The sequence below is a fragment of the Lonsdalea britannica genome, assembly GCF_946477055.1.
GTDB lineage: Bacteria > Pseudomonadota > Gammaproteobacteria > Enterobacterales > Enterobacteriaceae > Lonsdalea > Lonsdalea britannica_A.
Genome location: NZ_CAMKXG010000024.1, coordinates 1 through 21,411 on the forward strand (window position 1 = coordinate 1; position 21,411 = coordinate 21,411).

20 protein-coding genes are annotated in these 21,411 nt (G+C 56.6%); 16 read left to right on the forward strand and 4 right to left on the reverse strand.

What is annotated here, in order from left to right:
* Positions 1 to 59 precede the first annotated feature (59 nt).
* On the reverse strand, positions 60 to 1,178 hold the full coding sequence (flk, locus tag Q7O77_RS03380; RefSeq protein ID WP_304163571.1) for a flagella biosynthesis regulator Flk: 1,119 nt from the start codon (positions 1,176 to 1,178) through the stop codon (positions 60 to 62).
* 246 nt (positions 1,179 to 1,424) lie between these two features.
* On the opposite strand from flk, the gene pdxB reads away from it, so the two are divergent.
* The 14 genes from pdxB (at position 1,425) to hisP (ending at position 14,814) form a co-directional block, all read left to right on the forward strand.
* Positions 1,425 to 2,561 carry a 4-phosphoerythronate dehydrogenase PdxB gene (gene pdxB / locus Q7O77_RS03385; RefSeq protein ID WP_304163573.1) on the forward strand — a complete coding sequence of 379 codons (1,137 nt, stop codon included), beginning with the start codon at positions 1,425 to 1,427 and terminating at the stop codon, positions 2,559 to 2,561.
* An 87-nt stretch (positions 2,562 to 2,648) separates the two neighbouring features.
* Complete coding sequence (locus Q7O77_RS03390) at positions 2,649 to 3,659, forward strand: aspartate-semialdehyde dehydrogenase (RefSeq protein WP_304163575.1); 1,011 nt, start codon at positions 2,649 to 2,651, stop codon at positions 3,657 to 3,659.
* A 2-nt stretch (positions 3,660 to 3,661) separates the two neighbouring features.
* On the forward strand, positions 3,662 to 4,486 hold the full coding sequence (truA, locus tag Q7O77_RS03395) for a tRNA pseudouridine(38-40) synthase TruA (RefSeq protein ID WP_304163576.1): 825 nt from the start codon (positions 3,662 to 3,664) through the stop codon (positions 4,484 to 4,486).
* Between the two features lie 46 nt (positions 4,487 to 4,532).
* Positions 4,533 to 5,195 (forward strand): DedA family protein, encoded by a 663-nt coding sequence (locus Q7O77_RS03400; RefSeq protein WP_304163599.1) that lies wholly within the window; start codon positions 4,533 to 4,535, stop codon positions 5,193 to 5,195.
* Positions 5,196 to 5,424: 229 nt separating this feature from the next.
* The gene (gene accD, locus Q7O77_RS03405; RefSeq protein ID WP_304163578.1) at positions 5,425 to 6,336 is read left to right on the forward strand and encodes an acetyl-CoA carboxylase, carboxyltransferase subunit beta; all 912 of its coding nucleotides are present in this window, start codon (positions 5,425 to 5,427) and stop codon (positions 6,334 to 6,336) included.
* 81 nt (positions 6,337 to 6,417) lie between these two features.
* Positions 6,418 to 7,686, forward strand: coding sequence for a bifunctional tetrahydrofolate synthase/dihydrofolate synthase (gene folC, locus Q7O77_RS03410; RefSeq protein ID WP_304163580.1), 1,269 nt, complete (start codon positions 6,418 to 6,420; stop codon positions 7,684 to 7,686).
* A complete protein-coding gene (gene dedD, locus Q7O77_RS03415) occupies positions 7,676 to 8,410 on the forward strand; it encodes a cell division protein DedD (protein WP_304163582.1) in 735 nt (244 codons plus the stop codon). The genes folC and dedD overlap by 11 nt, the downstream gene beginning before the upstream one ends.
* A gap of 238 nt (positions 8,411 to 8,648) precedes the next feature.
* Positions 8,649 to 9,140, forward strand: coding sequence for a colicin V production protein (gene cvpA / locus Q7O77_RS03420; protein WP_085652070.1), 492 nt, complete (start codon positions 8,649 to 8,651; stop codon positions 9,138 to 9,140).
* A 30-nt stretch (positions 9,141 to 9,170) separates the two neighbouring features.
* The gene (purF, locus tag Q7O77_RS03425) at positions 9,171 to 10,688 is read left to right on the forward strand and encodes an amidophosphoribosyltransferase (RefSeq protein ID WP_304163585.1); all 1,518 of its coding nucleotides are present in this window, start codon (positions 9,171 to 9,173) and stop codon (positions 10,686 to 10,688) included.
* 138 nt (positions 10,689 to 10,826) lie between these two features.
* Positions 10,827 to 11,396, forward strand: coding sequence for a UbiX family flavin prenyltransferase (locus tag Q7O77_RS03430; RefSeq protein ID WP_304163587.1), 570 nt, complete (start codon positions 10,827 to 10,829; stop codon positions 11,394 to 11,396).
* Between the two features lie 380 nt (positions 11,397 to 11,776).
* Positions 11,777 to 12,556, forward strand: a complete 780-nt coding sequence (locus Q7O77_RS03435; RefSeq protein ID WP_304163589.1) for a lysine/arginine/ornithine ABC transporter substrate-binding protein — start codon at positions 11,777 to 11,779, stop codon at positions 12,554 to 12,556.
* A 69-nt stretch (positions 12,557 to 12,625) separates the two neighbouring features.
* Positions 12,626 to 13,315 carry a histidine ABC transporter permease HisQ gene (locus Q7O77_RS03440; RefSeq protein ID WP_304163591.1) on the forward strand — a complete coding sequence of 230 codons (690 nt, stop codon included), beginning with the start codon at positions 12,626 to 12,628 and terminating at the stop codon, positions 13,313 to 13,315.
* The gene (locus Q7O77_RS03445) at positions 13,308 to 14,024 is read left to right on the forward strand and encodes an ABC transporter permease (protein ID WP_304163592.1); all 717 of its coding nucleotides are present in this window, start codon (positions 13,308 to 13,310) and stop codon (positions 14,022 to 14,024) included. The genes Q7O77_RS03440 and Q7O77_RS03445 overlap by 8 nt, the downstream gene beginning before the upstream one ends.
* 16 nt (positions 14,025 to 14,040) lie before the next feature.
* Positions 14,041 to 14,814: a histidine ABC transporter ATP-binding protein HisP gene (hisP, locus tag Q7O77_RS03450; protein WP_036150551.1), complete on the forward strand. Its 774-nt coding sequence runs from the start codon at positions 14,041 to 14,043 to the stop codon at positions 14,812 to 14,814.
* 21 nt (positions 14,815 to 14,835) lie between these two features.
* Here the strand turns inward: hisP and Q7O77_RS03455 are convergent, their stop codons facing one another.
* Positions 14,836 to 15,741 carry a TIGR01777 family oxidoreductase gene (locus tag Q7O77_RS03455; protein WP_094117405.1) on the reverse strand — a complete coding sequence of 302 codons (906 nt, stop codon included), beginning with the start codon at positions 15,739 to 15,741 and terminating at the stop codon, positions 14,836 to 14,838.
* A gap of 255 nt (positions 15,742 to 15,996) precedes the next feature.
* On the opposite strand from Q7O77_RS03455, the gene yfcE reads away from it, so the two are divergent.
* Positions 15,997 to 16,548 (forward strand): phosphodiesterase, encoded by a 552-nt coding sequence (gene yfcE, locus Q7O77_RS03460; protein ID WP_094117406.1) that lies wholly within the window; start codon positions 15,997 to 15,999, stop codon positions 16,546 to 16,548.
* A gap of 195 nt (positions 16,549 to 16,743) precedes the next feature.
* Complete coding sequence (yfcD, locus tag Q7O77_RS03465; RefSeq protein WP_304163596.1) at positions 16,744 to 17,355, forward strand: NUDIX hydrolase YfcD; 612 nt, start codon at positions 16,744 to 16,746, stop codon at positions 17,353 to 17,355.
* A 172-nt stretch (positions 17,356 to 17,527) separates the two neighbouring features.
* Here yfcD and pta read toward each other — a convergent pair whose 3' ends face one another.
* Positions 17,528 to 19,672, reverse strand: coding sequence for a phosphate acetyltransferase (pta, locus tag Q7O77_RS03470; protein ID WP_094117408.1), 2,145 nt, complete (start codon positions 19,670 to 19,672; stop codon positions 17,528 to 17,530).
* A gap of 84 nt (positions 19,673 to 19,756) precedes the next feature.
* Positions 19,757 to 20,959, reverse strand: a complete 1,203-nt coding sequence (gene ackA, locus Q7O77_RS03475; RefSeq protein ID WP_085652059.1) for an acetate kinase — start codon at positions 20,957 to 20,959, stop codon at positions 19,757 to 19,759.
* Positions 20,960 to 21,411: the final 452 nt, after the last annotated feature.

Genomic DNA, 21,411 nt, shown 5'->3' on the forward strand with positions numbered 1-21,411 from the left:
AACCGCTAACCGCTAACCGCTAACCGCTAACCGCTAACCGCTAACCGCTAACCGCGGGCCTACATCAGTATCCACAGCAAGACGATCACACACACTGCGCACAGAATCAGTATGCCGCGCGGACGGCTGAAGAGTGTCCGCACTTCGGGGGGCAAGGCAGAGATAAAGGGGCCGTAGATAGGTATCGGCGCTGACGCGGAACCTGCCGTCGCCGTCTCTTTCTCCTGTAGCTGCTGAAGCCGTTTGCTGTAGAGAAACGTGACGACATCGGCAATCTGCACCGGCGTCAACGGCGTCTGCATCCCGGCATTGAAACGAGACTGCGCATAATCCTGCACCATCTGCTGTTCCTGTGCATCCATCGGCTGTTTGAGCGCCGGTTGCAGCGCCGCCAGCGTCGGTGACGTGTGGTTCTGCATCATGGCGACCTGCGTTTGCAGCAGTTGGCTCAGCAGAGGGAAGTTTTTCGCGGGGATCGCGTCATTGGGCTTCAGCCCCTGAACATCCATCAGCGCCAGCAACACCTTCGCGGGGGATTCGCCGGTCAGCGTCGTCAGTCGGGTAATCAGCTGATTCAGGCTGTTTTGCTCGGCGGGCAGCAGGCGACGATCCAGCGGCGCGCTGGTTTGCGGCAGAGCACCGGGTTGCGGCTCGGTGGGAGAAGGCTGGGCCGACGGGGGAAATGTGCCGGGCGGCAACGAGGCGCTCGGCTGCGGCAACTGACCGTTTTGCAACAGTGTGACAACCTGCTGTAGCTGGCTGCCGCTCAGTGAACTTAGCACGGTGTGGCCGAACTGTTGGCGGATGAAGTCGCTCACCGCCTGACGGTTGTTGCCCTGCGGCAGCAGTTCGGTGAGTTGCTGCAACAGTTGGCGCGTGCCTAGCGTATTCTGCACAGAGGTTAGCCGGCTTTGCAGCGCCTGCTCAGCCGCGGGAAAATGACCGGACAGAATCTCGGCACCGCTTTTCAGACCGATGTCGTGACGCATACCGGCCCAGATTTCGGCCGATTTCAGCGAACTTAACGACATGATCTTCGTGATAAGCCGCTCCAGCGATGTGCGCTGCGCAGGCGTCAACGGTGCGTCTTCACGCGCCGTACCGCCGGTTTTCAGCGGCGTGGTATCAATGTTGCGGTCGCCTGGCAAAGACGTGCCGGGGCTGTTCACGGGCTGCATAACACGATCCTTACCGTGCGGTTTCTGTTCGAAGTGGGATAACAGAAAGAATAGTTGAACGTTATGATAACAACCCCGATCCGTAACGGGTAGTCGGGCAGGGCGTTTGACGTAAAATTTCTGTAACGCGGCGCAACAAGCCGGGCGATTCGCCGGTGTTCCCCCTCGTCGGTTTGTGGCAGAATAACGCCCCTGTTTTCGCCGCCGCTGTGCGTCCGACGCCACACGCCTTTCAGGAAACGTAACGTGAAAATCCTTGTTGATGAAAATATGCCCTATGCCCGCGAGCTATTCAGCCGCTTGGGCGACGTCACTGCCGTGCCGGGACGACCTCTGCCGCTCGCCGCATTGGATGATGCCGATGCGCTGATGGTGCGTTCGGTCACCAAGGTCAATGCCGACTTACTGACGGGGAAATCGGTGAAGTTCGTCGGTTCGGCGACGGCGGGCACTGACCATGTCGACGAAACTTTCTTACAGCAGGCGGGCATTGCGTTCTCCGCCGCGCCGGGTTGCAACGCGATTGCCGTCGTCGAGTATGTCTTTTCCGCTCTGCTGGGACTGGCTGAGCGGGATGGTTTCCAGTTACGCGATCGCACCGTGGGCATTATCGGCGTGGGCAATGTGGGGGCGCGTCTCAACGCGCGCCTTAAAGCATGGGGCGTCCGTACGTTGCTGTGCGATCCGCCGCGCGCCGATCGCGGTGATCAGGAGAACTTCCTCTCACTCGAAGAGGTCGCGGCGCAGGCCGACGTGCTGACGTTTCACACGCCGCTGTATAAAGACGGTCCTTACCAAACCTATCACAGCGTGGATGCGGATCTGCTGGATACGCTGGCGGAAGGCACAATACTGATCAACGCCTGCCGTGGGCCGGTCGTCGACAACGCGGCACTGCTTGAATCGTTGGAGCGTGGAAAATCGCTTAGCGTGATCCTGGACGTTTGGGAGCCGGAACCCGAGCTATCGACAGCGCTGCTGGACCGGGTGGATATCGGCACGTCGCACATTGCCGGGTACACGCTGGAAGGCAAAGCGCGCGGTACGACGCAGGTTTTTGAAGCCTGGAGCCGCTTTATCGGTCAGCCGCAGCAGGTGGCGCTGTCTTCGCTGCTGCCCACGCCCGAAGTGACTTCCGTTACGCTGACACAACCGCTGGATGAATCGCTGCTCAAACGTCTGGTTCATCTGGTTTACGACGTGCGTCGCGATGATGCGATGCTGCGCGGCGTCGCCCACATCAGCGGCGGGTTCGATCGCCTGCGTAAAACCTATCAGGAGCGCCGCGAATGGTCGTCGCTTCAGGTGATCTGCGCCGATCGCGACAGCGTCGAGCTGCTCAACCAACTGGGCTTCAGCGCCGTTTTTCAGGGCGATAACTGATCGCTCTATTCGTGAATAAACCTTTTTGTCCGGGCGATATTGCTGTCGCCTGGCCCGTGTTATGAAAAATTTGGGGAGAAGAACCAAATGACCAATGGCTGGAATATAGCGCTGCTGGGCGCAACTGGCGCCGTCGGCACCGCGTTGCTGGAGCTATTGCAGGAACGTGAATTTCCAGTGGGAGAAATCTATCCGCTGGCGAGTGAGCATAGCGCGGGGGAAACCCTTCGTTTCAACGGTCGCTCTTGTCTGGTGACGAACGCGGAGGAATTCGACTGGTCGCAGGCGCAGCTGGCGTTTTTCGTCGCGGGCACCGAGGCGAGCGCCCGCTATGCGGACGAAGCGGGTAACTCCGGCTGTCTGGTTATCGACAGCAGCGGCTTGTTTGCCCAAGAACCGGATGTCCCTCTGGTTGTACCGGGTGTGAATTCCCACGTGCTGGCGGATTACCGCAATCGCAACCTCGTGGCCGTGGCCGATAGTCTGACCAGCCAACTGCTGAGAGCGGTGAAGCCATTAACGGAACAGGCCGGACTTTCTCGCCTGCACGTCACCAACCTGTTGTCAGTATCCGCTCGCGGTAAAGCGGCGGTCGACGATCTGGCTGGACAGAGCGCGCGTCTGCTAAACGGCATGCCGCCGGAAGCCGGGATGTTCCCGAAACAGCTGGCGTTCAACCTGTTGCCGCTGCTGCCGGATAGCGAAGGCAGCGTGATGCAGGAGCGTCGTCTGGTCGATCAGGTGCGTAAAGTCCTGCAGGACGACGGACTGCCGATTGCGGTCAACTGTGTTCAGTCGCCGGTCTTTTACGGTCATGCGCAGGTGGTGCATATGGAAGGCATGCGTCCGCTCTCTGCGGAGGAAGCCCGCGAGGAGCTGCTGCAGTCGGAAGATGTTTCAATCAGCGATGACGAAGACTACCCGACTCAGGTCGATGATGCCTCCGGCAATGTGCAGCTGAGCGTGGGCTGCCTGCGTAACGATTACGGCATGCCGGAGCTGCTGCAGTTCTGGTCAGTGGCGGATAATGTGCGCTTTGGTGGCGCGTTGATGGCCGTTGAAACCGCCGAACTCCTGATTCAGGAGCATCTGGGGTAATCATGACAGCGTTGCAGGTTGCGGAAGACGTGGCGCCGCTGAAAATTGCCCTCGGAATTGAATATGACGGTAGCCGTTATTACGGCTACCAGCGTCAGGCAGAGGTCGACAGCGTCCAGCAATGTCTGGAAGCCGCGCTGTCTCAGGTCGCCGATGAGCCGATCACCGTGTTCTGCGCGGGGCGGACCGATGCCGGGGTGCATGCCACCGGTCAGGTGGTGCATTTCACCACGAACGCCGTACGGAAAGACGCGGCCTGGACCATGGGCGTCAATACTCATCTGCCGCCGGATATCGCTGTGCGTTGGGTTAAGACGGTGGATGAGGAATTCCATGCCCGTTTCAGCGCCACCGCCCGGCGCTATCGCTATCTGATTTACAATCACCGCTACCGCCCGGCCATTTTGTCGCACGGCATGACGCACTTTTATCATCCGCTCGACGCCGAGCGCATGGAGCGGGCGGGGCAGTGTTTGCTTGGAGAGAATGACTTCACCTCTTTCCGGGCGGTGCAGTGCCAGTCGCGTACGCCGTGGCGAAATGTAAAACATTTAAAGGTTACGCGGCACGGCGCTTACATTGTGGTAGATATCAAAGCCAATGCCTTCGTGCACCATATGGTGCGCAATATTGTGGGCAGCCTGATGGAAATCGGGTGTGGAAATCGGCCTGAAAGCTGGATGGCGGAGCTGCTGGCGGCCAAAGATCGTAAGCTGGCTGCCGCGACGGCTAAGCCCGAGGGGCTGTATCTGGTGGACGTGGACTATCCCGAGTCGTTCGGGCTGCCGTCCGTCCCGATGGGACCGCTGTTTTTACTTGATGATTAATTCGCTGCCGTTCGCCGAACTGCACGGTCTGATGATGGGTAACATAATGGAATTTATACACTTTATTATTGATTTTATTCTGCATATCGATGTGCACCTGGCCGAGCTGGTCGCGCAATACGGCGTTTGGATTTATGCGATCCTGTTTCTGATTTTGTTCTGTGAAACGGGTCTGGTGGTGACGCCGTTCCTTCCCGGCGACTCGCTGCTGTTTGTCGCGGGCGCGCTGGCGGCGTTGCCGGGCAGCGTGCTGGATGTGCATCTGATGGTGGTTCTGATGGTTATCGCGGCTATTCTGGGCGATGCCGTCAATTACACTATCGGACGGCTATTTGGCGAACGATTGTTCCGTAATCCCCACTCTCGGATCTTTCGTCGCAGCTACCTGGACAAGACCCACGAGTTTTACGGCCGCCACGGCGGGAAAACAATTATTCTGGCGCGATTCGTGCCGATTGTGAGAACATTCGCGCCGTTTGTGGCGGGGATGGGGCACATGAGCTATCGACATTTTGCCCTCTTCAACGTCGCAGGCGCACTGCTGTGGGTGTTGTTGTTCACCTACGCCGGCTACCTGTTTGGGGATTTGCCGATTGTGCAGGACAATCTTAAACTCCTGATTGTGGGTATTATCTTTATTTCCATCCTGCCGGGCGTGATTGAGTTTTGGCGTCACAAACGGTCGGTATCGCGTCAGAATGTGAAATAAGCAAAAATTATTTTAACATTCGGTGTGACCAGTTTTTTATCCACAGTATCGGGTCATTATGGTTTAATGGGCGGCACTTACGGCTATGTTCACGTGAACCGCTATAAATGCCCATGTCGTATCACGCCCTTGGCGGATAAGGCATCGCTTTGTCGGCTGCGTCAGCAGAACATAATAAACGCTGAGCAGCGTACTGGCCTGAGGCCAGGTTCAAGCAGAAAGGTTATCAATGAGCTGGATTGAACGAATTCTAAATAAAAGTCATATCACACCGACCCGTCGGGCCAACATTCCCGAAGGCGTCTGGACTAAATGTGATAGTTGCGGTCAGGTACTTTACCGCGCCGAGTTGGAACGTAATCTGGAAGTGTGTCCGAAATGTGACCACCATATGCGTTTATCCGCGCGTGCGCGTTTGCACGCTTTTCTGGATACAGAAAATACGGTTGAGCTCGGTAGTGAACTGGAACCCAAGGATGTCCTGAAGTTCCGGGACTCCAAAAAGTATAAAGATCGTTTGGCTGCGGCACAGAAGCAGTCCGGCGAGAAAGATGCCATGGTCGTCATGAAAGGCACTCTCTACGGTATGCCTGTCGTGGGCGCGGCTTTCGAATTCTCCTTTATGGGAGGCTCGATGGCGTCTGTGGTCGGCGCGCGCTTTGTGCGTGCGGTAGAGCAAGCGCTGGAAGACAACTGCCCGCTGGTCTGCTTCTCCGCCAGCGGCGGCGCCCGTATGCAGGAAGCGCTGATGTCGCTGATGCAGATGGCGAAAACCAGTGCGGCACTGGCCAAAATGCGCGAGCGCGGCCTGCCTTACATCTCCGTGATGACCGACCCGACCATGGGTGGCGTCTCCGCCAGTCTGGCGATGCTGGGCGATCTGAACATCGCCGAGCCTAAAGCGCTGATTGGCTTCGCCGGTCCGCGTGTTATCGAACAGACGGTACGTGAGAAACTGCCGCCGGGCTTCCAGCGCAGCGAGTTTCTGGTGGAGAAGGGCGCGATCGATATGATCATTCGTCGTCCTGAGATGCGTTACAAGCTGGCGACGATCCTCGCCAAGCTGACGAACCACCCGGAACCGCAGCCTGAAGTGGAAGAGCCGCGGCCGACCGCTTCGTCTGAACAGGATGAAGCCTAACCGATGATGTACGGGGAGCACGGTTGCGACGTGCTCCGTCGCTCCCTGTATCAATGAACCGTAAGTAAGCGAGCGGGTCTCATGGATAACCTTCAAACACCTAAAGCCACGTCGCCTTTGGCCACGTGGCTTTATTATCTGGAACACCTGCACGCGCAGGCCATCGATCTTGGCCTGGACCGCATCAAACAGGTGGCCGACTCTCTTCAACTTCGCCAGCCCGCCAATACCGTCTTCACCGTCGCAGGCACCAACGGCAAAGGCACAACTTGCCGTACGCTGGAATCCATTCTGTTGGCCGCTGGGCTGCGGGTGGGCGTCTACAGCTCGCCTCATCTATTGCGCTACACAGAACGCGTTCGCATTCAGGGCAAAGAATTGCCGGAAGCCATGCATAGCGAGGCGTTTGCCGTCGTTGAAGCCGGGCGCGATAACGTCTCTTTGACCTATTTCGAGTACGGCACGCTGGCGGCGCTGCAGCTTTTCAAGCAGGCGCAACTGGACGTCGTGATCCTTGAGGTCGGCTTAGGCGGTCGTCTGGACGCGACCAATATTGTGGACTCGGATGTCGCCGTTGTGACCAGCATCGCTATCGATCATACCGACTGGCTCGGCCATGATCGCGAGAGCATCGGCCGTGAAAAAGCCGGGATCTTTCGTCACGGCAAACTGGCCGTCGTCGGCGAACCGGACATGCCCCTCTCAATTGCCGACGTCGCGAATGAGAAAGGCGCGCAGCTGCTGCGTCGCGATGTCGACTGGCGTTATGGGATGGAAGAGGGCGGTTGGTTCTGGGAAAACGCGCAGGGACGTCTGAGCCGTCTGCCTTTGCCGAATGTGCCACTGCCGAACGCCGCGACGGCGCTTGCCGCATTAAACGCATCGCCGTTAAACGTCGATGAGAACGCACTGCGTTCCGGCCTGCGAGACGCCACTTTGCCGGGGCGCTTCCAGATTGCCGGTGATAAGCCGTTGCTGATTCTGGATGTGGCGCATAACCCTCATGCGGCGGCGTACCTGTCCGCACGTTTGGCGGCGTTGCCTCCGCACGGTGCCGTACGGGCCGTCGTCGGTATGCTGTCCGACAAAGATATCGCCAGCACGTTGGAGCAGCTCAAACCGCAGGTGGATACGTGGTATTGCGCGCCGCTGGAAGGTCCGCGCGGCGCCAGTGCGGATCTGCTCGCTCAGCATCTTGAGGGCAGTCGTTCGTATCCTGATGTGGTCTCCGCCTGGCGAGATGCGATGCAGGATGCGGATGAAAACGACGTGGTCGTGGTGTGCGGCTCCTTTCATACGGTCGCGCATGTGATGTCCGCGCTTGAAGAAGGAGCGGCGGATGGCGAGTAAATTTCAAAATCGTCTGGTCGGCACCGTCATTTTGGTCGCGCTGGGCGTGATCGTGCTGCCGGGCCTGCTGGACGGTAAGAAAAAACATTATCAGGACGAGTTCGCGGCTATTCCTCTGGTGCCGAAGCCGGAAGATACGCTGGAAGCGGAGTCGCTGCCGCCTATCACGCAGTCCCTGACGGCGCAGTCGCCGGACAGCGCGACGATGCCTAATGCGGATGACAGCGGCGAGGAGATGGAGAGCGCGGATCATGCGGCGAATAGCGCGCCTGACACCGTAGCGCCTCAGAGCGCGACTCCGCCTGCCGCGACGCGACCTTCCGCGCCATCTGCCGCCCCGGTCGTTCCGCCTCCGGTGAAATCGGAGCCGAGACTCAAGCCGGAAGTGAAACCAGAAGTGAAAGCGGAAACCAAGCCTAAGCCCGAGGTTAAACCCGCGCCGCGACCGGTAGAGAATAAACCGGCTGCCGCGCCGCAGGCCCCGGCAGGGCAGGCGTTCATTGTGCAGCTGGGCGCATTGAAAAATGCGGACAAGGTCAATGAAATCGTCGCCAAGCTGAGGCTCTCCGGATTCCGGGCTTACACGGTGCCGTCTTCACCCGTGTCCGGGCAGATCACGAGGATTTATGTAGGACCGGACGCCTCGAAGCAGAAGCTACAGTCTTCGCTGGGCGAACTGCAGCAGATCAGCGGGCTGAGCGGGCAGGTCAAAGCAGCTCATTAGTGCGGGACGACGTCATGAGGATGCCGGTTTGGCAGACAGTGTGCGGATAAAACCGGATGCCGTCGCCTTGCCTGCGGTATCTTCATGGCCCGTCAGTGGTTTTTTTTCGTTGGCTGATTGATTGACGAAGATAGGGCGGAATTCCGGTACGCAAACGTTTTCTTTTTCTGTTAGAATGCGCCGCGAACAGGATGAGCCGCGCATGTCGATGGTTATTGTTCATTGAGTAGGATAGTTCATGGTTTGGGTGGATTACGTCATTATTGGCATTATCGGGTTCTCGGCTCTGGTCAGTTTGATTCGAGGATTTGTCCGTGAAGCGCTGTCACTGGTTACCTGGGGATGTGCGTTTTTCATTGCCAGTCACTACTATGGCTATCTGGCGGGATATTTCACCCGCTTTGAAGATGAACTGGTTCGCAACGGCATCGCTATCGCCATTCTGTTTATTGCGACGTTGATTGTGGGAGCCATCGTCAATTATGCGATTGGTTCTCTGGTTGAGCGAACCGGGCTGTCGGGCACCGATCGTGTGTTGGGCGTTTGCTTTGGCGCCTTGCGCGGGGTGTTGATTGTCTCTGCGATCTTGTTCTTTCTGGACACCTTCACCGGGTTTTCCCAGAGCGCCGACTGGAAGCAGTCCCAGTTGATCCCGCAGTTCAGCTATATCATCAGGTGGTTCTTTGACTACCTGCAAAGCACGTCGAGTTTCTTGCCGCGGCACCTCTAGTCGCGGTAGCGCTGATGAGGAAAAGACAACATGTGCGGTATTGTCGGTATCGCCGGCGTCACGCCGGTCAACCAGTCGATTTATGACGCGTTAACGGTGTTACAACACCGTGGGCAGGATGCCGCAGGCATCGTTACGATAGATGCTCATCACTGTTTCCGCCTGCGTAAGGCGAACGGTCTGGTCAAAGACGTTTTTGAAGCACGGCACATGCAACGCCTGCAGGGGAATATGGGGCTCGGCCATGTGCGTTATCCCACGGCGGGCAGTTCCAGCGCGTCCGAAGCGCAGCCTTTTTACGTCAACTCTCCTTTCGGAATTACCCTGGCCCACAACGGCAACCTGACCAACGCGCACGAGCTGCGTCAGAAGCTGTTTGAACAAGGCCGTCGGCACGTCAATACGACGTCTGATTCAGAAATTCTGCTCAATATTTTCGCCAAAGAACTGGACCGCTTTCAGCACTATCCGCTGGAGCCTGACAACATTTTCGCCGCCGTTGCCGCCATGCATCAGCAAATCCGCGGCGCTTATGCCTGCGTCAGTATGATTATCGGACACGGATTAGTGGCCTTCCGCGATCCTAACGGTATTCGTCCGCTGGTCATCGGCAAGCGCACGTTGGAAGACGGACGCAACGAATATATGGTGGCGTCCGAAAGCGTGGCGCTGGACACGCTGGGCTTTGAGTTCCTGCGGGATGTCGCGCCGGGCGAAGCGATTTACATCACGGACAAAGGTCAGCTATTCACTCGTCAGTGCGCGGAAAATCCAAAGCACCATCCGTGCCTGTTCGAGTACGTCTATTTCGCGCGTCCCGACTCGTTCATCGACAAAATTTCGGTCTACAGCGCCCGTGTGCGCATGGGGCAGAAGCTGGGCGAGAAAATTGCACGCTGCTGGGAAGATTTGGATATCGACGTGGTTATTCCTATCCCGGAAACGTCCTGCGATATCGCACTGGAAATCGCCCGCATCATCGACAAGCCTTATCGTCAGGGGTTTGTGAAAAATCGCTACGTCGGCCGGACCTTCATCATGCCGGGTCAGCAGACGCGAATTAAATCCGTGCGCCGTAAGTTGAACGCCAACCGCGCGGAGTTCCGTGATAAAAACGTGCTGTTAGTGGATGACTCCATCGTACGCGGAACCACGTCTCAGCAGATCGTCGAGATGGCAAGGGACGCTGGCGCGAAGCGCGTATACCTCGCGTCCGCCGCCCCGGAAATTCGCTTCCCTAACGTCTATGGCATCGATATGCCAAGCGTGAACGAACTGATTGCCCACGGTCGCGAAGTGGATGAAATTTGCCAGCTTATCGGTGCGGACGCCCTGATTTTCCAGGACCTGTCCGATCTGGTTGAGGCTGTGCGGGATGACAATCCGGATATTACCCAGTTCGAATGCTCCGTCTTCAACGGCATTTATGTCACGCATGATGTGGATCAGGGCTATCTGGACTATCTTGAAGGTCTGCGTAATGACGATGCTCAGGTGCTACGCGGCAAGAGCGAAGTCGAAGATCTGGAGATGCACAACGAGGGCTGACGGAAGGGTCTAAGTGTTCTCCAGTAAGGGAGTGCCTATCGGTGCTCCCTTTATTTTTGCATCTTGCCAATCATGGATGGATACGGCACAGTCTGCGCTGACGATGTTTTTGCAGGATGGTCCTGTCTGAGGAAGGGTATGAAGCGACTGATTATTGGTATTTCCGGCGCCAGCGGGGTGGTTTACGGTGTACGTCTGCTACAGGTGCTGCAGCCGTTACCAGAGATAGAAACCCATCTGGTGATGAGCCCGGCCGCGCGACAGACGCTGGCCCTGGAAACCGATCTCAGCGTACGCGACGTTCAATCTCTGGCGGATGTCGTGCATGATTGCCGTGACATCGCCGCCAGTATCTCCTCCGGTTCTTTCAAAACCACCGGTATGGTGATCTTGCCATGCTCGATTAAAACGCTGTCCGGCATTGCGCACAGCTATACCGATAGCCTGCTGACCCGCGCGGCGGACGTGATGCTGAAAGAGCGACGCCCTCTGGTGCTGTGCGTAAGAGAAACGCCGCTGCATGTGGGCCATCTGCGCTTGATGACGACGGCCGCTGAACTGGGGGCGATTATGATGCCGCCGGTGCCTGCGTTTTATCACCGCCCGCAAACTGTGCAAGAAGTCATCGATCAGACCGTCAATCGCGTGCTCGACCAATTCGATATCTCCCTGCCTGAAGATCTGTTCACCCGCTGGGGTGGTGCATAACCGGTTAATTTTAAAACAGAAAAAAACACAATGCGTGGATCGTCCTCGAGCAGGCGCTCATCGGGCTCATGCCTTATTATGTGGCATTGCTCTGTTTCGGTGCGGCTATCTGCTTTGTCATGGTGCGAATTATTATCCCCATAAGGCTTTCCCTGTTCTCTCTGCCGGTATGCCACTGGTAATCAATTGATTCTATGGGTAGAAAACTGCCGGTGTTGCCTTGTGCCGCGAGGTTGACCCATCTCGATAAAGTGGCATGAAAACTGCAGCGGTGAGGCCTGTACTACACACATGACAGGCACGATAGCGTTGGCGATTAAACCGTATTCGAATCTAATCGATCGTGTCGCTGTTCCATCACTCGTGATAAGGGTAACTCGATGAAAAGCGGATTGAAATTTCTACCTTTGGCGTTAATTTTAGCGGCAGGCACCGCCTTCGCGGCCGTCCCGAAAGAGATCAAAATTGGTACGGACCCGACCTACGCGCCGTTTGAATCCAAAAACGCCAGCGGCGAACTGATTGGTTTCGATATCGATCTGGCGAAAGAGATGTGTAAGCGCATGGAAGCCAAATGTACGTTCGTTGAGAGCGACTTCGATTCGCTGATCCCTTCTCTGAAGGCGAAGAAAATTGACGCCATCATCTCTTCACTCTCTATTACGCAAAAACGTCTGCAGGAAATCGCATTTACCCAAAAACTGTATGCCGCCAATGCGCGTCTGATCGCGCCTAAAGGGTCTGCGATTCAGCCTACGCTGGATGCTTTGCGTGGTAAACGCGTCGGCGTCTTGCAGGCGTCCACCCAGGAATCTTACGCCAACGTCCACTGGCAGCCGAAGGGTGTGGATGTCGTGGCCTATCAAAACCAGGATCTGATCTATGCCGATCTGGTGGCGGGGCGTATCGATGCCGCTTTCCAGGATGAAGTCGCGGCGAGCGAAGGTTTCCTGAAACAGGACGCGGGTAAAGACTACGCGTTTGCCGGACCGGCTGTGAAAGATAATGCGCTGTTCGGCGTGGGCACCGGCATGGGGCTGCGTAAGGATGAAACTGAGCTGAAAGCCGCGTTGGACAAGGCTTTCGATTCCATGCGCAAAGATGGTACCTACGACACACTGGCGAAAAAATATTTCGATTTCAATGTGTACGGCGACTAATCGCTGCTGATATGACGACGGCCTGTGATGCAGGCCGTCGTTCTGCTTTCTCTAGAACGGATATCACTGATGCTGCATGGCTATTCTGAACTCATCATTGAGGGTTCACGCCTGACGTTGCAACTGGCCGTGTGCTCGTTGCTGTTGTCACTGGCGATCGGTCTGGTCGGCGCCAGCGCCAAACTGTCTTCCAGCCGGTTGCTGTCCGGCGTTTTCACCGGCTATACCACCTTGATTCGCGGCATCCCCGATTTGGTTCTGATGCTGCTGATTTTCTATGGCTTGCAGATTGTGCTGAACGATCTGACGGAAATGCTGGGCGTGTCGCAAATCGATATCGATCCGATGGCGGCGGGTATCATTACGCTGGGCTTTATCTACGGCGCGTATTTTACCGAGACGTTTCGCGGCGCTTATCTTGCCGTTTCGCGCGGACAGATTGAGGCGGCGGTCGCTTTCGGCTTCACGCCGCTACAGGTTTTCCGACGCATTATGTTTCCCTCGATGATGCGCTTTGCGCTACCGGGTATTGGCAATAACTGGCAGGTGATTTTGAAAGCCACGGCGCTGGTCTCCCTGCTGGGACTCAACGATGTCATCAAGGCGACGCAGCTGGCGGGGAAGGGTACGCATGAGCCGTTCTATTTCGCGATGGTCGCCGGAGCGATGTACCTCATTTTTACCACTGTCTCCAATGGCGTGCTGTGGTGGTTAGAGCGACGCTATTCGCAGGGAGTGAAAAAAGTCAGCTATGAGTGAGATCCTGCAACAATATTGGCAGTCCCTGCTGTGGAGCGACGGCTATCGTATGACCGGGCTGGCGATGACGCTATGGCTACTGATTATCTCGGTCGTTATCGGCGGCGTCCTGGCCGTTCCGCTGGCGGTTTCGCGCGTCTCGCCACGACGGCGTTTTCGTCTACCGGTCTGGACGTTTACCTACATTTTTCGCGGTACGCCGCTGTATGTGCAGCTGCTGGTGTTCTATACCGGGGTTTACAGTCTGGAAATCGTTCGCGGCACGGACATGTTGAACGCCTTCTTCCGCAGTGGAATGAACTGTGCCGTGCTGGCGCTGGCGCTGAATACCTGCGCCTATACCACTGAGATTTTTGCCGGTGCCATCCGCGCGATCCCCAGCGGGGAAATCGAAGCGGCGCGGGCCTACGGCTTTTCCCGTTTCAAGCAGTATCGCTGCATCATTTTGCCGGGCGCGCTGCGTATTGCGCTGCCAGCTTACAGTAACGAAGTGATTTTGATGCTGCACTCGACGGCGCTGGCGTTCACCGTGACGGTGCCGGATATTTTGAAAATCGCTCGCGACATCAACGCCGCCACCTATCAGCCGTTTTATGCCTTCGGCATCGCGGCCGTGATGTATCTCGCGATATCGTTCGTGCTAATCGGCCTGTTCCGTAAAGCCGAGCGTCGCTGGTTACGTCATCTCAATACCCGTGCTACACACTAAAATGCAGGAAAAGAACATGCAGGACACCAAGCTGGTGGTGACAGAGCTCCATAAGCGTTATGGAGAGCACGAAGTACTGAAAGGAATCTCATTACAAGCCAGGGCGGGTGACGTTATTTCGATTATTGGTTCATCAGGGTCGGGTAAAAGTACGCTGTTACGTTGCATCAATTTTCTGGAGCGACCCTATGAGGGGTCCATTCATGTCAACGGACAGGAAATCCGGATGGTGCGCGATAAAGACGGGCAGCTAAAAATATTTGATAAGAAACAGCTCCAGCTGTTGCGGACGCGCTTAACCATGGTGTTCCAGCATTTCAACCTGTGGAGCTTCATGACTGCGCGGGAAAATGTCATGGAAGCGCCGATACAGGTGTTGGGGTTGAGTAAGGCTGAAGCCCGGCAACGGGCCGAGTTTTACCTGAATAAAGTCGGGATCACCGGCGCATCGCAGGATCGCTATCCTGCTGACCTCTCCGGCGGACAGCAACAGCGAGTGTCGATTGCCCGTGCGTTGGCGATGGAGCCGGACGTGCTGCTGTTTGATGAACCCACCTCGGCGCTGGATCCGGAACTGGTAGGCGAGGTGCTGCGCATCATGCAGCAGCTGGCGGAAGAAGGAAAAACGATGGTGGTGGTGACGCATGAAATGGAGTTCGCTCGCCATGTTTCAAACCACGTCATTTTTCTGCATCAGGGCGTAGTGGAAGAAGAGGGGACGCCGGAGCAGCTGTTCGGTAACCCGCAGAGTCCGCGCCTGAAGCAGTTTCTGTCAGGTGCGTTGAAGTAGCCGCGTTCGGAGATCGCCGCTTCAGCCGGTATGGTTGATCAGATTATCGAGCGCCTCATCCAGTTCGAAGAAGCGAAAACCGAAGCCGGCGTCTTCCAGCCGTTGGGGAACGGCGCGTTGTCCGTCGAGGATCAGCGTCGCCGCTTCTCCCATCATCAGCTTCAACGCGAAGGCGGGGGCGCGCAGGATGCCGGGCCGATGCAGCACGTTAGCCAATATCGCGCTGAACTTCTCGTTTCGCGCCGGGTAGGGCGAACAGAAGTTGAAGGGACCGCGTAGTCCGGGCGAGTCCAGCAAGTAAAGAATCCCGTTCACCATATCGTCAATATGAATCCAGGCCATGTACTGCTTGCCTGACCCCATTGGTCCGCCCAATCCCAATCGAAAAATCGGCAGCATTTTCGCCAGCGCGCCGCCCTCGGTGGACAGCACGATCCCCGTACGGACCAGACAAACGCGCGTTTTGTCGCTTTCCGCTGCCTGAGCCAATGCTTCCCAGCGGGCGCACAGGCGGTGGGTAAATTCATCGTGCGGCGTTTCATCCTCGGTCACCAGCGCCTGTCCCTGATTGCCGTAATACCCGACGGCTGAGCCGGAAATCAGCACTGAAGGCGGTGTCGAACTGTTCTTGATCAGCGTCGCCAACTGTTCGGTCAGCTTCCAGCGGCTTTGGCAGAGCAGCTCTTTCTGTTCGGATGTCCAACGCTTGTCGGCAATCGGCGCACCGGCCAGATTGATGACGGCATCGAATTCATCCAAGGACGTTTTCCCTTCCAGACTAGGCCAGTAATTCACCTGATCGCCTAACGCGCGGCGCGCTTTTTCCGGGCTGCGAGTCAGCACCGTAATCGTGTGTGAGAGTGTGAGTAGCCGCTGAATCAGGTACCGGCCGATGAGCCCGGTTCCACCGGTGATTAAAAGTCGCATTCTGAAGCCTCGCTGTCTGTCGAAATGAGGTCATCGCCGTAACCTACAAAAAGAGAATCTGAGAGTAAGTATAAGGGAGCATGCTCTTTTTGCTGCCGTTGTCAGCGATTTAGCGAGGCTTATCGCACGCTTTTAATCCTGTTCGCTTGAATAGTGAGTAAACCGACAAACTTTGCCGTTATTAGCCGCTCAGCATCGCGGGGGTTTTTGGTAAACTCAACCGTAGGACAGATTACGATCCTTTGGGAGTACGCTATGAAACTGATGTTCGCCTCCGACCTGCATGGTTCACTGGCCGCCACGGAAAAAGTGCTGGACACCTTCGAACAATCTGATGCTCATTGGTTGATTCTGCTGGGCGATTTTCTGAATCACGGCCCGCGGAATCCGCTACCGGAAAACTATCAACCGGCGCAGGTGGCCGCACGGCTTAACGAGTATGCGTCCCGCATCATCGCCGTACGGGGCAACTGCGACAGCGAAGTCGACCAGATGCTGCTGAATTTCCCGATCACTGCGCCCTGGCAACACGTGCTGTTGCCGACACATCGACTCTTTCTGACTCACGGCCATCTGTATCATCCAGACCAGCGACCGCCGTTGAATCCCGGCGACGTGCTGGCTTACGGTCATACGCATATTCCTGTGGCGGAGCGACGCGACGAGATCTACTGCTTCAACCCCGGTTCCGTCAGCCTGCCCAAAGGCGGCTACCCGGCCAGCTACGGTCTGTTGGATGAGGGATTGTTGCGGGTTGTGCCATTGGATGGGGGTGCCCCTATTGCGCAGGTGGCGATTACACACTAATTTAGCTTTACGCTTCTTGAAGGTCGCGGTGTCGTCAGCACCTTATGCTCCCGTGCTGTAGAGACCAGACCGTGGTTTCATGCCTGGCGGTAAGAAAAATAATGCGCGTATCACTAGATCGCGTGAAACGCAGCCGGGTCCGATTATTTATTAACAAGTGCGCGTGAAATCGCGTCAAGGCAAGGGTTTCAGAGGATGGCGGAACAAATTCAGACCACGGGTACAGAGTGGGTGGATATCGTTAGCGAAGATAACGAAGTCATCGGGCAGGCTAGCCGTCAGCAGATGCGCGCTCAACGTTTGCGCCATCGCGCGACCTACATCGTGGTTCATAACGGGATGGGGCAAGTGCTGGCTCAGCGTCGTACGGACACCAAGGATTTTTATCCGGGGTGGCTGGATGCCACGGCTGGCGGCGTGGTGCAGAGCGGCGAAAATATGCTGGAGTCTGCCCGTCGTGAAGCCGAAGAAGAACTGGGCATTGCTGGCGTCCCGCTGGCTGAGCATGGGCTGTTTTACTACGAAAGCGACGACTGCCGCGTGTGGGGCGCGTTGTTTAGCTGCGTGAGCCACGGTCCGTTCGCACTTCAGGAAGAAGAAGTGGCGGAAGTCAGCTGGTTGACGCCGGAAGAGATTACGGCGCGTTGCGACGAGTTCACGCCGGATTCGCTGAAGGCGCTGTCGCTGTGGCTCAGGCGTAATACGGCCGGTGAACGTATGGCATCTGCACCACGCGTGGCGAAACCGCAGATCGATAAAACGCCGAAGACGGACGACGGCGCGCCGGAAGTGACCGACGAGGCATAAGCACGCTCAGTGGATATTTCTTCCAGGAAGAATGACGGGGGCAGTTCGCCCCTTTCATATTGCCACGACTGAAACACCTTCGCAGGCCGGAGCGCCAATATCAGGATCGGGGCAATAAAAAACGCCAGTTCAGAAATGAACTGGCGTTTTTGTGCGTGGTTAACGCGTTAGCTTACTGTGCGATCTGCGTTGCCTGAATGGCGGTCAGCGCGACGGTATAGACGATATCGTCAACCAGTGCGCCGCGAGACAGGTCGTTCACCGGCTTACGCATACCCTGCAGCATCGGCCCGATGGAAATCAGGTCAGCGGAGCGCTGTACGGCTTTGTAAGTGGTGTTACCGGTGTTCAGATCCGGGAAGATGAACACGGTAGCCTGACCGGCAACCGGTGAGTTCGGCGCTTTGGACTTCGCAACGTCAGCCATGATGGCGGCGTCATACTGCAACGGACCGTCGATGATCAGATCAGGACGTTTTTCCTGAGCGATACGGGTCGCGTCACGGACTTTTTCAACGTCGCTGCCTGCGCCGGAATTACCGGTGGAGTAGGAGATCATCGCAACACGCGGATCGACGCCAAACGCAGCGGCGGAATCGGCGGACTGGATGGCGATTTCTGCCAGCTGTTCAGCGGTCGGATCCGGGTTGATGGCGCAGTCGCCATAAACCAGAACCTGTTCCGGCAGCAGCATGAAGAACACGGAAGACACCAGAGAGCTGCCCGGCGCCGTTTTGATCAGCTGCAGCGGCGGACGGATGGTGTTGGCTGTGGTGTGAACCGCACCGGAAACCAGACCGTCAACTTCGTTCTGCTCCAGCATCAGCGTACCCAGCACGACGTTGTCTTCCAGCTGTTCGCGGGCGACGACTTCGGTCATGCCTTTGTTTTTACGCAGTTCGACCAGACGCGGTACATAGCGTTCGCGAACGGCGACCGGATCAACGATTTCGATGCCCTGACCCAGCTCTACGCCCTGAACGGCGGCGACGCGCTGGATCTCTTCCGGATTACCCAGCAGGACGCAGTGAGCGATACCGCGTTCGGCACAAATGGCCGCCGCTTTGATGGTACGCGGCTCGTCGCCTTCCGGCAGAACAATGCGTTTACCGGCTTTACGCGCCAGTTCGGTCAACTGATAACGGAAGGCTGGCGGAGACAGGCGGCGAGAGCCTTCAGAGGCGGCAGACAGGGATTCGATCCACTCGGTGTTGATGTAGCGGGCGATATATTCCTGCACTTTTTCCACACGCTGGTGGTCGTCGGCAGGCACTTCCAGGCTGAAGCTCTGCAGCGTCAGCGAGGTCTGCCAGGTATTGGTCTCTACCATGAAGACAGGCAGGCCAGTCTGGAATGCGCGTTCGCACAGGGCGCTGATGCTCGGGTCCATTTCGTAGCCGCCGGTCAGCAGCAGGGCGCCGATTTCCACGCCGTTCATTGCCGCCAGGCTAGCAGCAACCAGAACGTCAGGACGGTCTGCTGAAGTCACCAGCAGGGAACCCGGACGGAAGTGCTCCAGCATGTTAGGAATGCTACGTGCGCAGAAGGTCACGGATTTAATGCGGCGCGTTTCGATATCGCCAGCATTGATCACGCGGGCGTTCAGGTGTTTGGCCATATCCACTGCGCGAGTGGCGATCAGGTCAAAGCTCCACGGAATGCAGCCCAGTACCGGCAGCGGGCTGTTGGCGAACAGCTGCTTAGGATCGATATTGGCGACGCTTGCCTTGTTGGAGTCATCGAAGATTTCCGACAGATCCGGGCGAGTACGGCCTTGTTCGTCCACCGGTGCGTTCAGCTTGTTGATGATGACGCCGGTGATGTTCTGATTTTTGCTGCCGCCGAAGCTGGAGCGAGCCAGTTCGATGCGCTCTTTCAGCTGATCCGCAGAATCGTTGCCTAGCGCGGTGACGAACACGATTTCCGCATTCAGCGTTTTGGCAATTTCATAGTTCAGCGCGTTGGCGAACTGATGCTTACGGGTAGGAACCAGACCTTCTACCAGTACCACGTCGGCATCTTGGGTGTTTTCGTGGTAGCGGGCGATGATCTCTTCCAGCAGAACGTCCTGCTGGTTAGAGCTCAGCAGCGATTCCACGTGGCTCATCTGCAGCGGTTCTGCGGCATTGATTGCAGAATTGGCGCGGATGATCGCGGTGGTCTGATCCAGCACCTGTTCTTCAGAACGCGGCTGGGCGATAGGTTTGAACAAGCTCAGGCGGACGCCTTTCTGCTCCATGGAACGAATGACACCCAGGCTGACGCTGGTCAGACCCACACTGGTGCCAGTAGGAATCAACATGATTGTACGGGACACGGCTTAACCTCTTTGCGGTTGCTCGTTGCTCAAAAACAACTCCGTCAGCCTGAGCTGACGGAGTTAGGATACTGATTTTTTCGGTTACGCGGTCAGGCGGAGTGCGTCCTGCGCGATAACCAGCTCTTCGTTGGTCGGGATGACCAGAGCCGGGCGGGTGCCCTCTTTACCGATGTTGCCGCTGTTGCCGAAGCGCGCCGCCAGGTTGCGTTCGTGGTCGACTTCGAAGCCCAGCAGGCCCAGCTGTTTCAGGGTCAGCTCACGCACCATCGCCGCATTTTCACCGATGCCGCCGGTGAAGATCACGGCATCCAGACGACCTTCCATCAGGGCGCTGTAAGCACCGATGTATTTAGCCAGACGGTGGCAGAATACGTTCATGGCGCGTTTAGCGTCAGGTTTCGTTTCGTAGTTGTCTTCAACATAACGACAGTCGCTGGTGACTTCAGTCAGACCCTGCAGGCCGGACTCTTTGGTCAGCATTTTGTTGATGTCGTCGATGCTCATGCCCAGCGCGTCGTGCAGGTGGAATACGATGGCCGGATCGATGTCGCCGCTACGGGTGCCCATCACCAGACCTTCCAGCGGCGTCAGGCCCATGGAAGTATCAACACATTTACCGTTGCGGATAGCAGACACGGAACCGCCGTTGCCCAGGTGGCAGGTGATTACGTTCAGTTCATCCAGCGGTTTGTTCAGCGCTTTAGCGGCTTCCTGAGACACATAGAAGTGGCTGGTGCCGTGCGCGCCGTAACGACGGATATGGTGTTCGGTGTACAGTTTGTACGGCAGAGCATACAGGTAGGATTCTTCCGGCATGGTCTGGTGGAACGCAGTGTCGAAAACGGCCACGTTTTTGTTAGCCAGGTTCGGGAAGGCTTTCAGGGCTTCAGCGATACCGATTAGGTGAGCCGGGTTGTGCAGCGGCGCAAACGGAACGGCATCTTTAATGCCTTGCAGAACGTTGCTGTCGATCACCGCAGACTGGGTGAATTTCTCGCCGCCGTGAACGATACGGTGGCCGATAGCAACCAGCTGAGCGGAAAGCTCTGGTTTCTGGCTGAGGATCGTGTTGACGATAAAGTTCAGCGCTTCGCTGTGAGCTGCGCCAGCACCCAGATCGGCTTCCTGTTTGCCTCCGTCCAATTTCCATTTGATACGTGCTTCGGGAAGGTGGAAACATTCTGCCAGGCCAGACAGGTATTCGTCCCCGTTGACGGCATCAATGATGGCAAACTTGAGGGATGAACTACCACAGTTTAGAACCAGGACTAACTTACTCGACATGGAGGTACCTACTTGTTATACATGGTTAAAGAAATATCATGCGGCGCGCAGCATAGCGCGTAACGCGAATGACATTTATGATTAACATCATGGCTTGGTAGAATTTACCAGACATGACAATATAAAGTGTCGAAGTCACATGACGCTTGCACTAACAAATGCGGAGTGACGGTGACATCGACGCTGTGAAACTTTGCTGTTGCCGGGCAAGATAAAGCTGACTCAGGGTGGGATTTGGCCTCACCAGTCAGAGGCGGAGGTCCGCCACCACGCCTTAATATGCAGTGCGGCAAAAGGCCGGAATTAGGATACCGATAGCGTTCGTTAAACACAAAATATATTTTAAGGTTATTAATTTTAGTTGGTGATTTGTACAGATTTTTTTATTTTTTATACGTGAAGTTGAGGTGTGCGATGACGACAAATCCTACCGGTAAAGCGGGCTGGTTCAA

Excerpts from the sequence above, each read along its gene's own strand:
- flk (WP_304163571.1), bottom strand. The coding sequence starts at position 1,178 with ATGCAGCCCGTGAACAGCCCCGGCACGTCTTTGCCAGGCGACCGCAAC.
- Q7O77_RS03390 (WP_304163575.1), top strand. The coding sequence starts at position 2,649 with ATGACCAATGGCTGGAATATAGCGCTGCTGGGCGCAACTGGCGCCGTC.
- truA (WP_304163576.1), top strand. The coding sequence starts at position 3,662 with ATGACAGCGTTGCAGGTTGCGGAAGACGTGGCGCCGCTGAAAATTGCC.
- Q7O77_RS03400 (WP_304163599.1), top strand. The coding sequence starts at position 4,533 with ATGGAATTTATACACTTTATTATTGATTTTATTCTGCATATCGATGTG.
- accD (WP_304163578.1), top strand. The coding sequence starts at position 5,425 with ATGAGCTGGATTGAACGAATTCTAAATAAAAGTCATATCACACCGACC.
- folC (WP_304163580.1), top strand. The coding sequence starts at position 6,418 with ATGGATAACCTTCAAACACCTAAAGCCACGTCGCCTTTGGCCACGTGG.
- dedD (WP_304163582.1), top strand. The coding sequence starts at position 7,676 with ATGGCGAGTAAATTTCAAAATCGTCTGGTCGGCACCGTCATTTTGGTC.
- cvpA (WP_085652070.1), top strand. The coding sequence starts at position 8,649 with ATGGTTTGGGTGGATTACGTCATTATTGGCATTATCGGGTTCTCGGCT.
- purF (WP_304163585.1), top strand. The coding sequence starts at position 9,171 with ATGTGCGGTATTGTCGGTATCGCCGGCGTCACGCCGGTCAACCAGTCG.
- Q7O77_RS03430 (WP_304163587.1), top strand. The coding sequence starts at position 10,827 with ATGAAGCGACTGATTATTGGTATTTCCGGCGCCAGCGGGGTGGTTTAC.
- Q7O77_RS03435 (WP_304163589.1), top strand. The coding sequence starts at position 11,777 with ATGAAAAGCGGATTGAAATTTCTACCTTTGGCGTTAATTTTAGCGGCA.
- Q7O77_RS03440 (WP_304163591.1), top strand. The coding sequence starts at position 12,626 with ATGCTGCATGGCTATTCTGAACTCATCATTGAGGGTTCACGCCTGACG.
- Q7O77_RS03445 (WP_304163592.1), top strand. The coding sequence starts at position 13,308 with ATGAGTGAGATCCTGCAACAATATTGGCAGTCCCTGCTGTGGAGCGAC.
- hisP (WP_036150551.1), top strand. The coding sequence starts at position 14,041 with ATGCAGGACACCAAGCTGGTGGTGACAGAGCTCCATAAGCGTTATGGA.
- Q7O77_RS03455 (WP_094117405.1), bottom strand. The coding sequence starts at position 15,741 with ATGCGACTTTTAATCACCGGTGGAACCGGGCTCATCGGCCGGTACCTG.
- yfcE (WP_094117406.1), top strand. The coding sequence starts at position 15,997 with ATGAAACTGATGTTCGCCTCCGACCTGCATGGTTCACTGGCCGCCACG.
- yfcD (WP_304163596.1), top strand. The coding sequence starts at position 16,744 with ATGGCGGAACAAATTCAGACCACGGGTACAGAGTGGGTGGATATCGTT.
- ackA (WP_085652059.1), bottom strand. The coding sequence starts at position 20,959 with ATGTCGAGTAAGTTAGTCCTGGTTCTAAACTGTGGTAGTTCATCCCTC.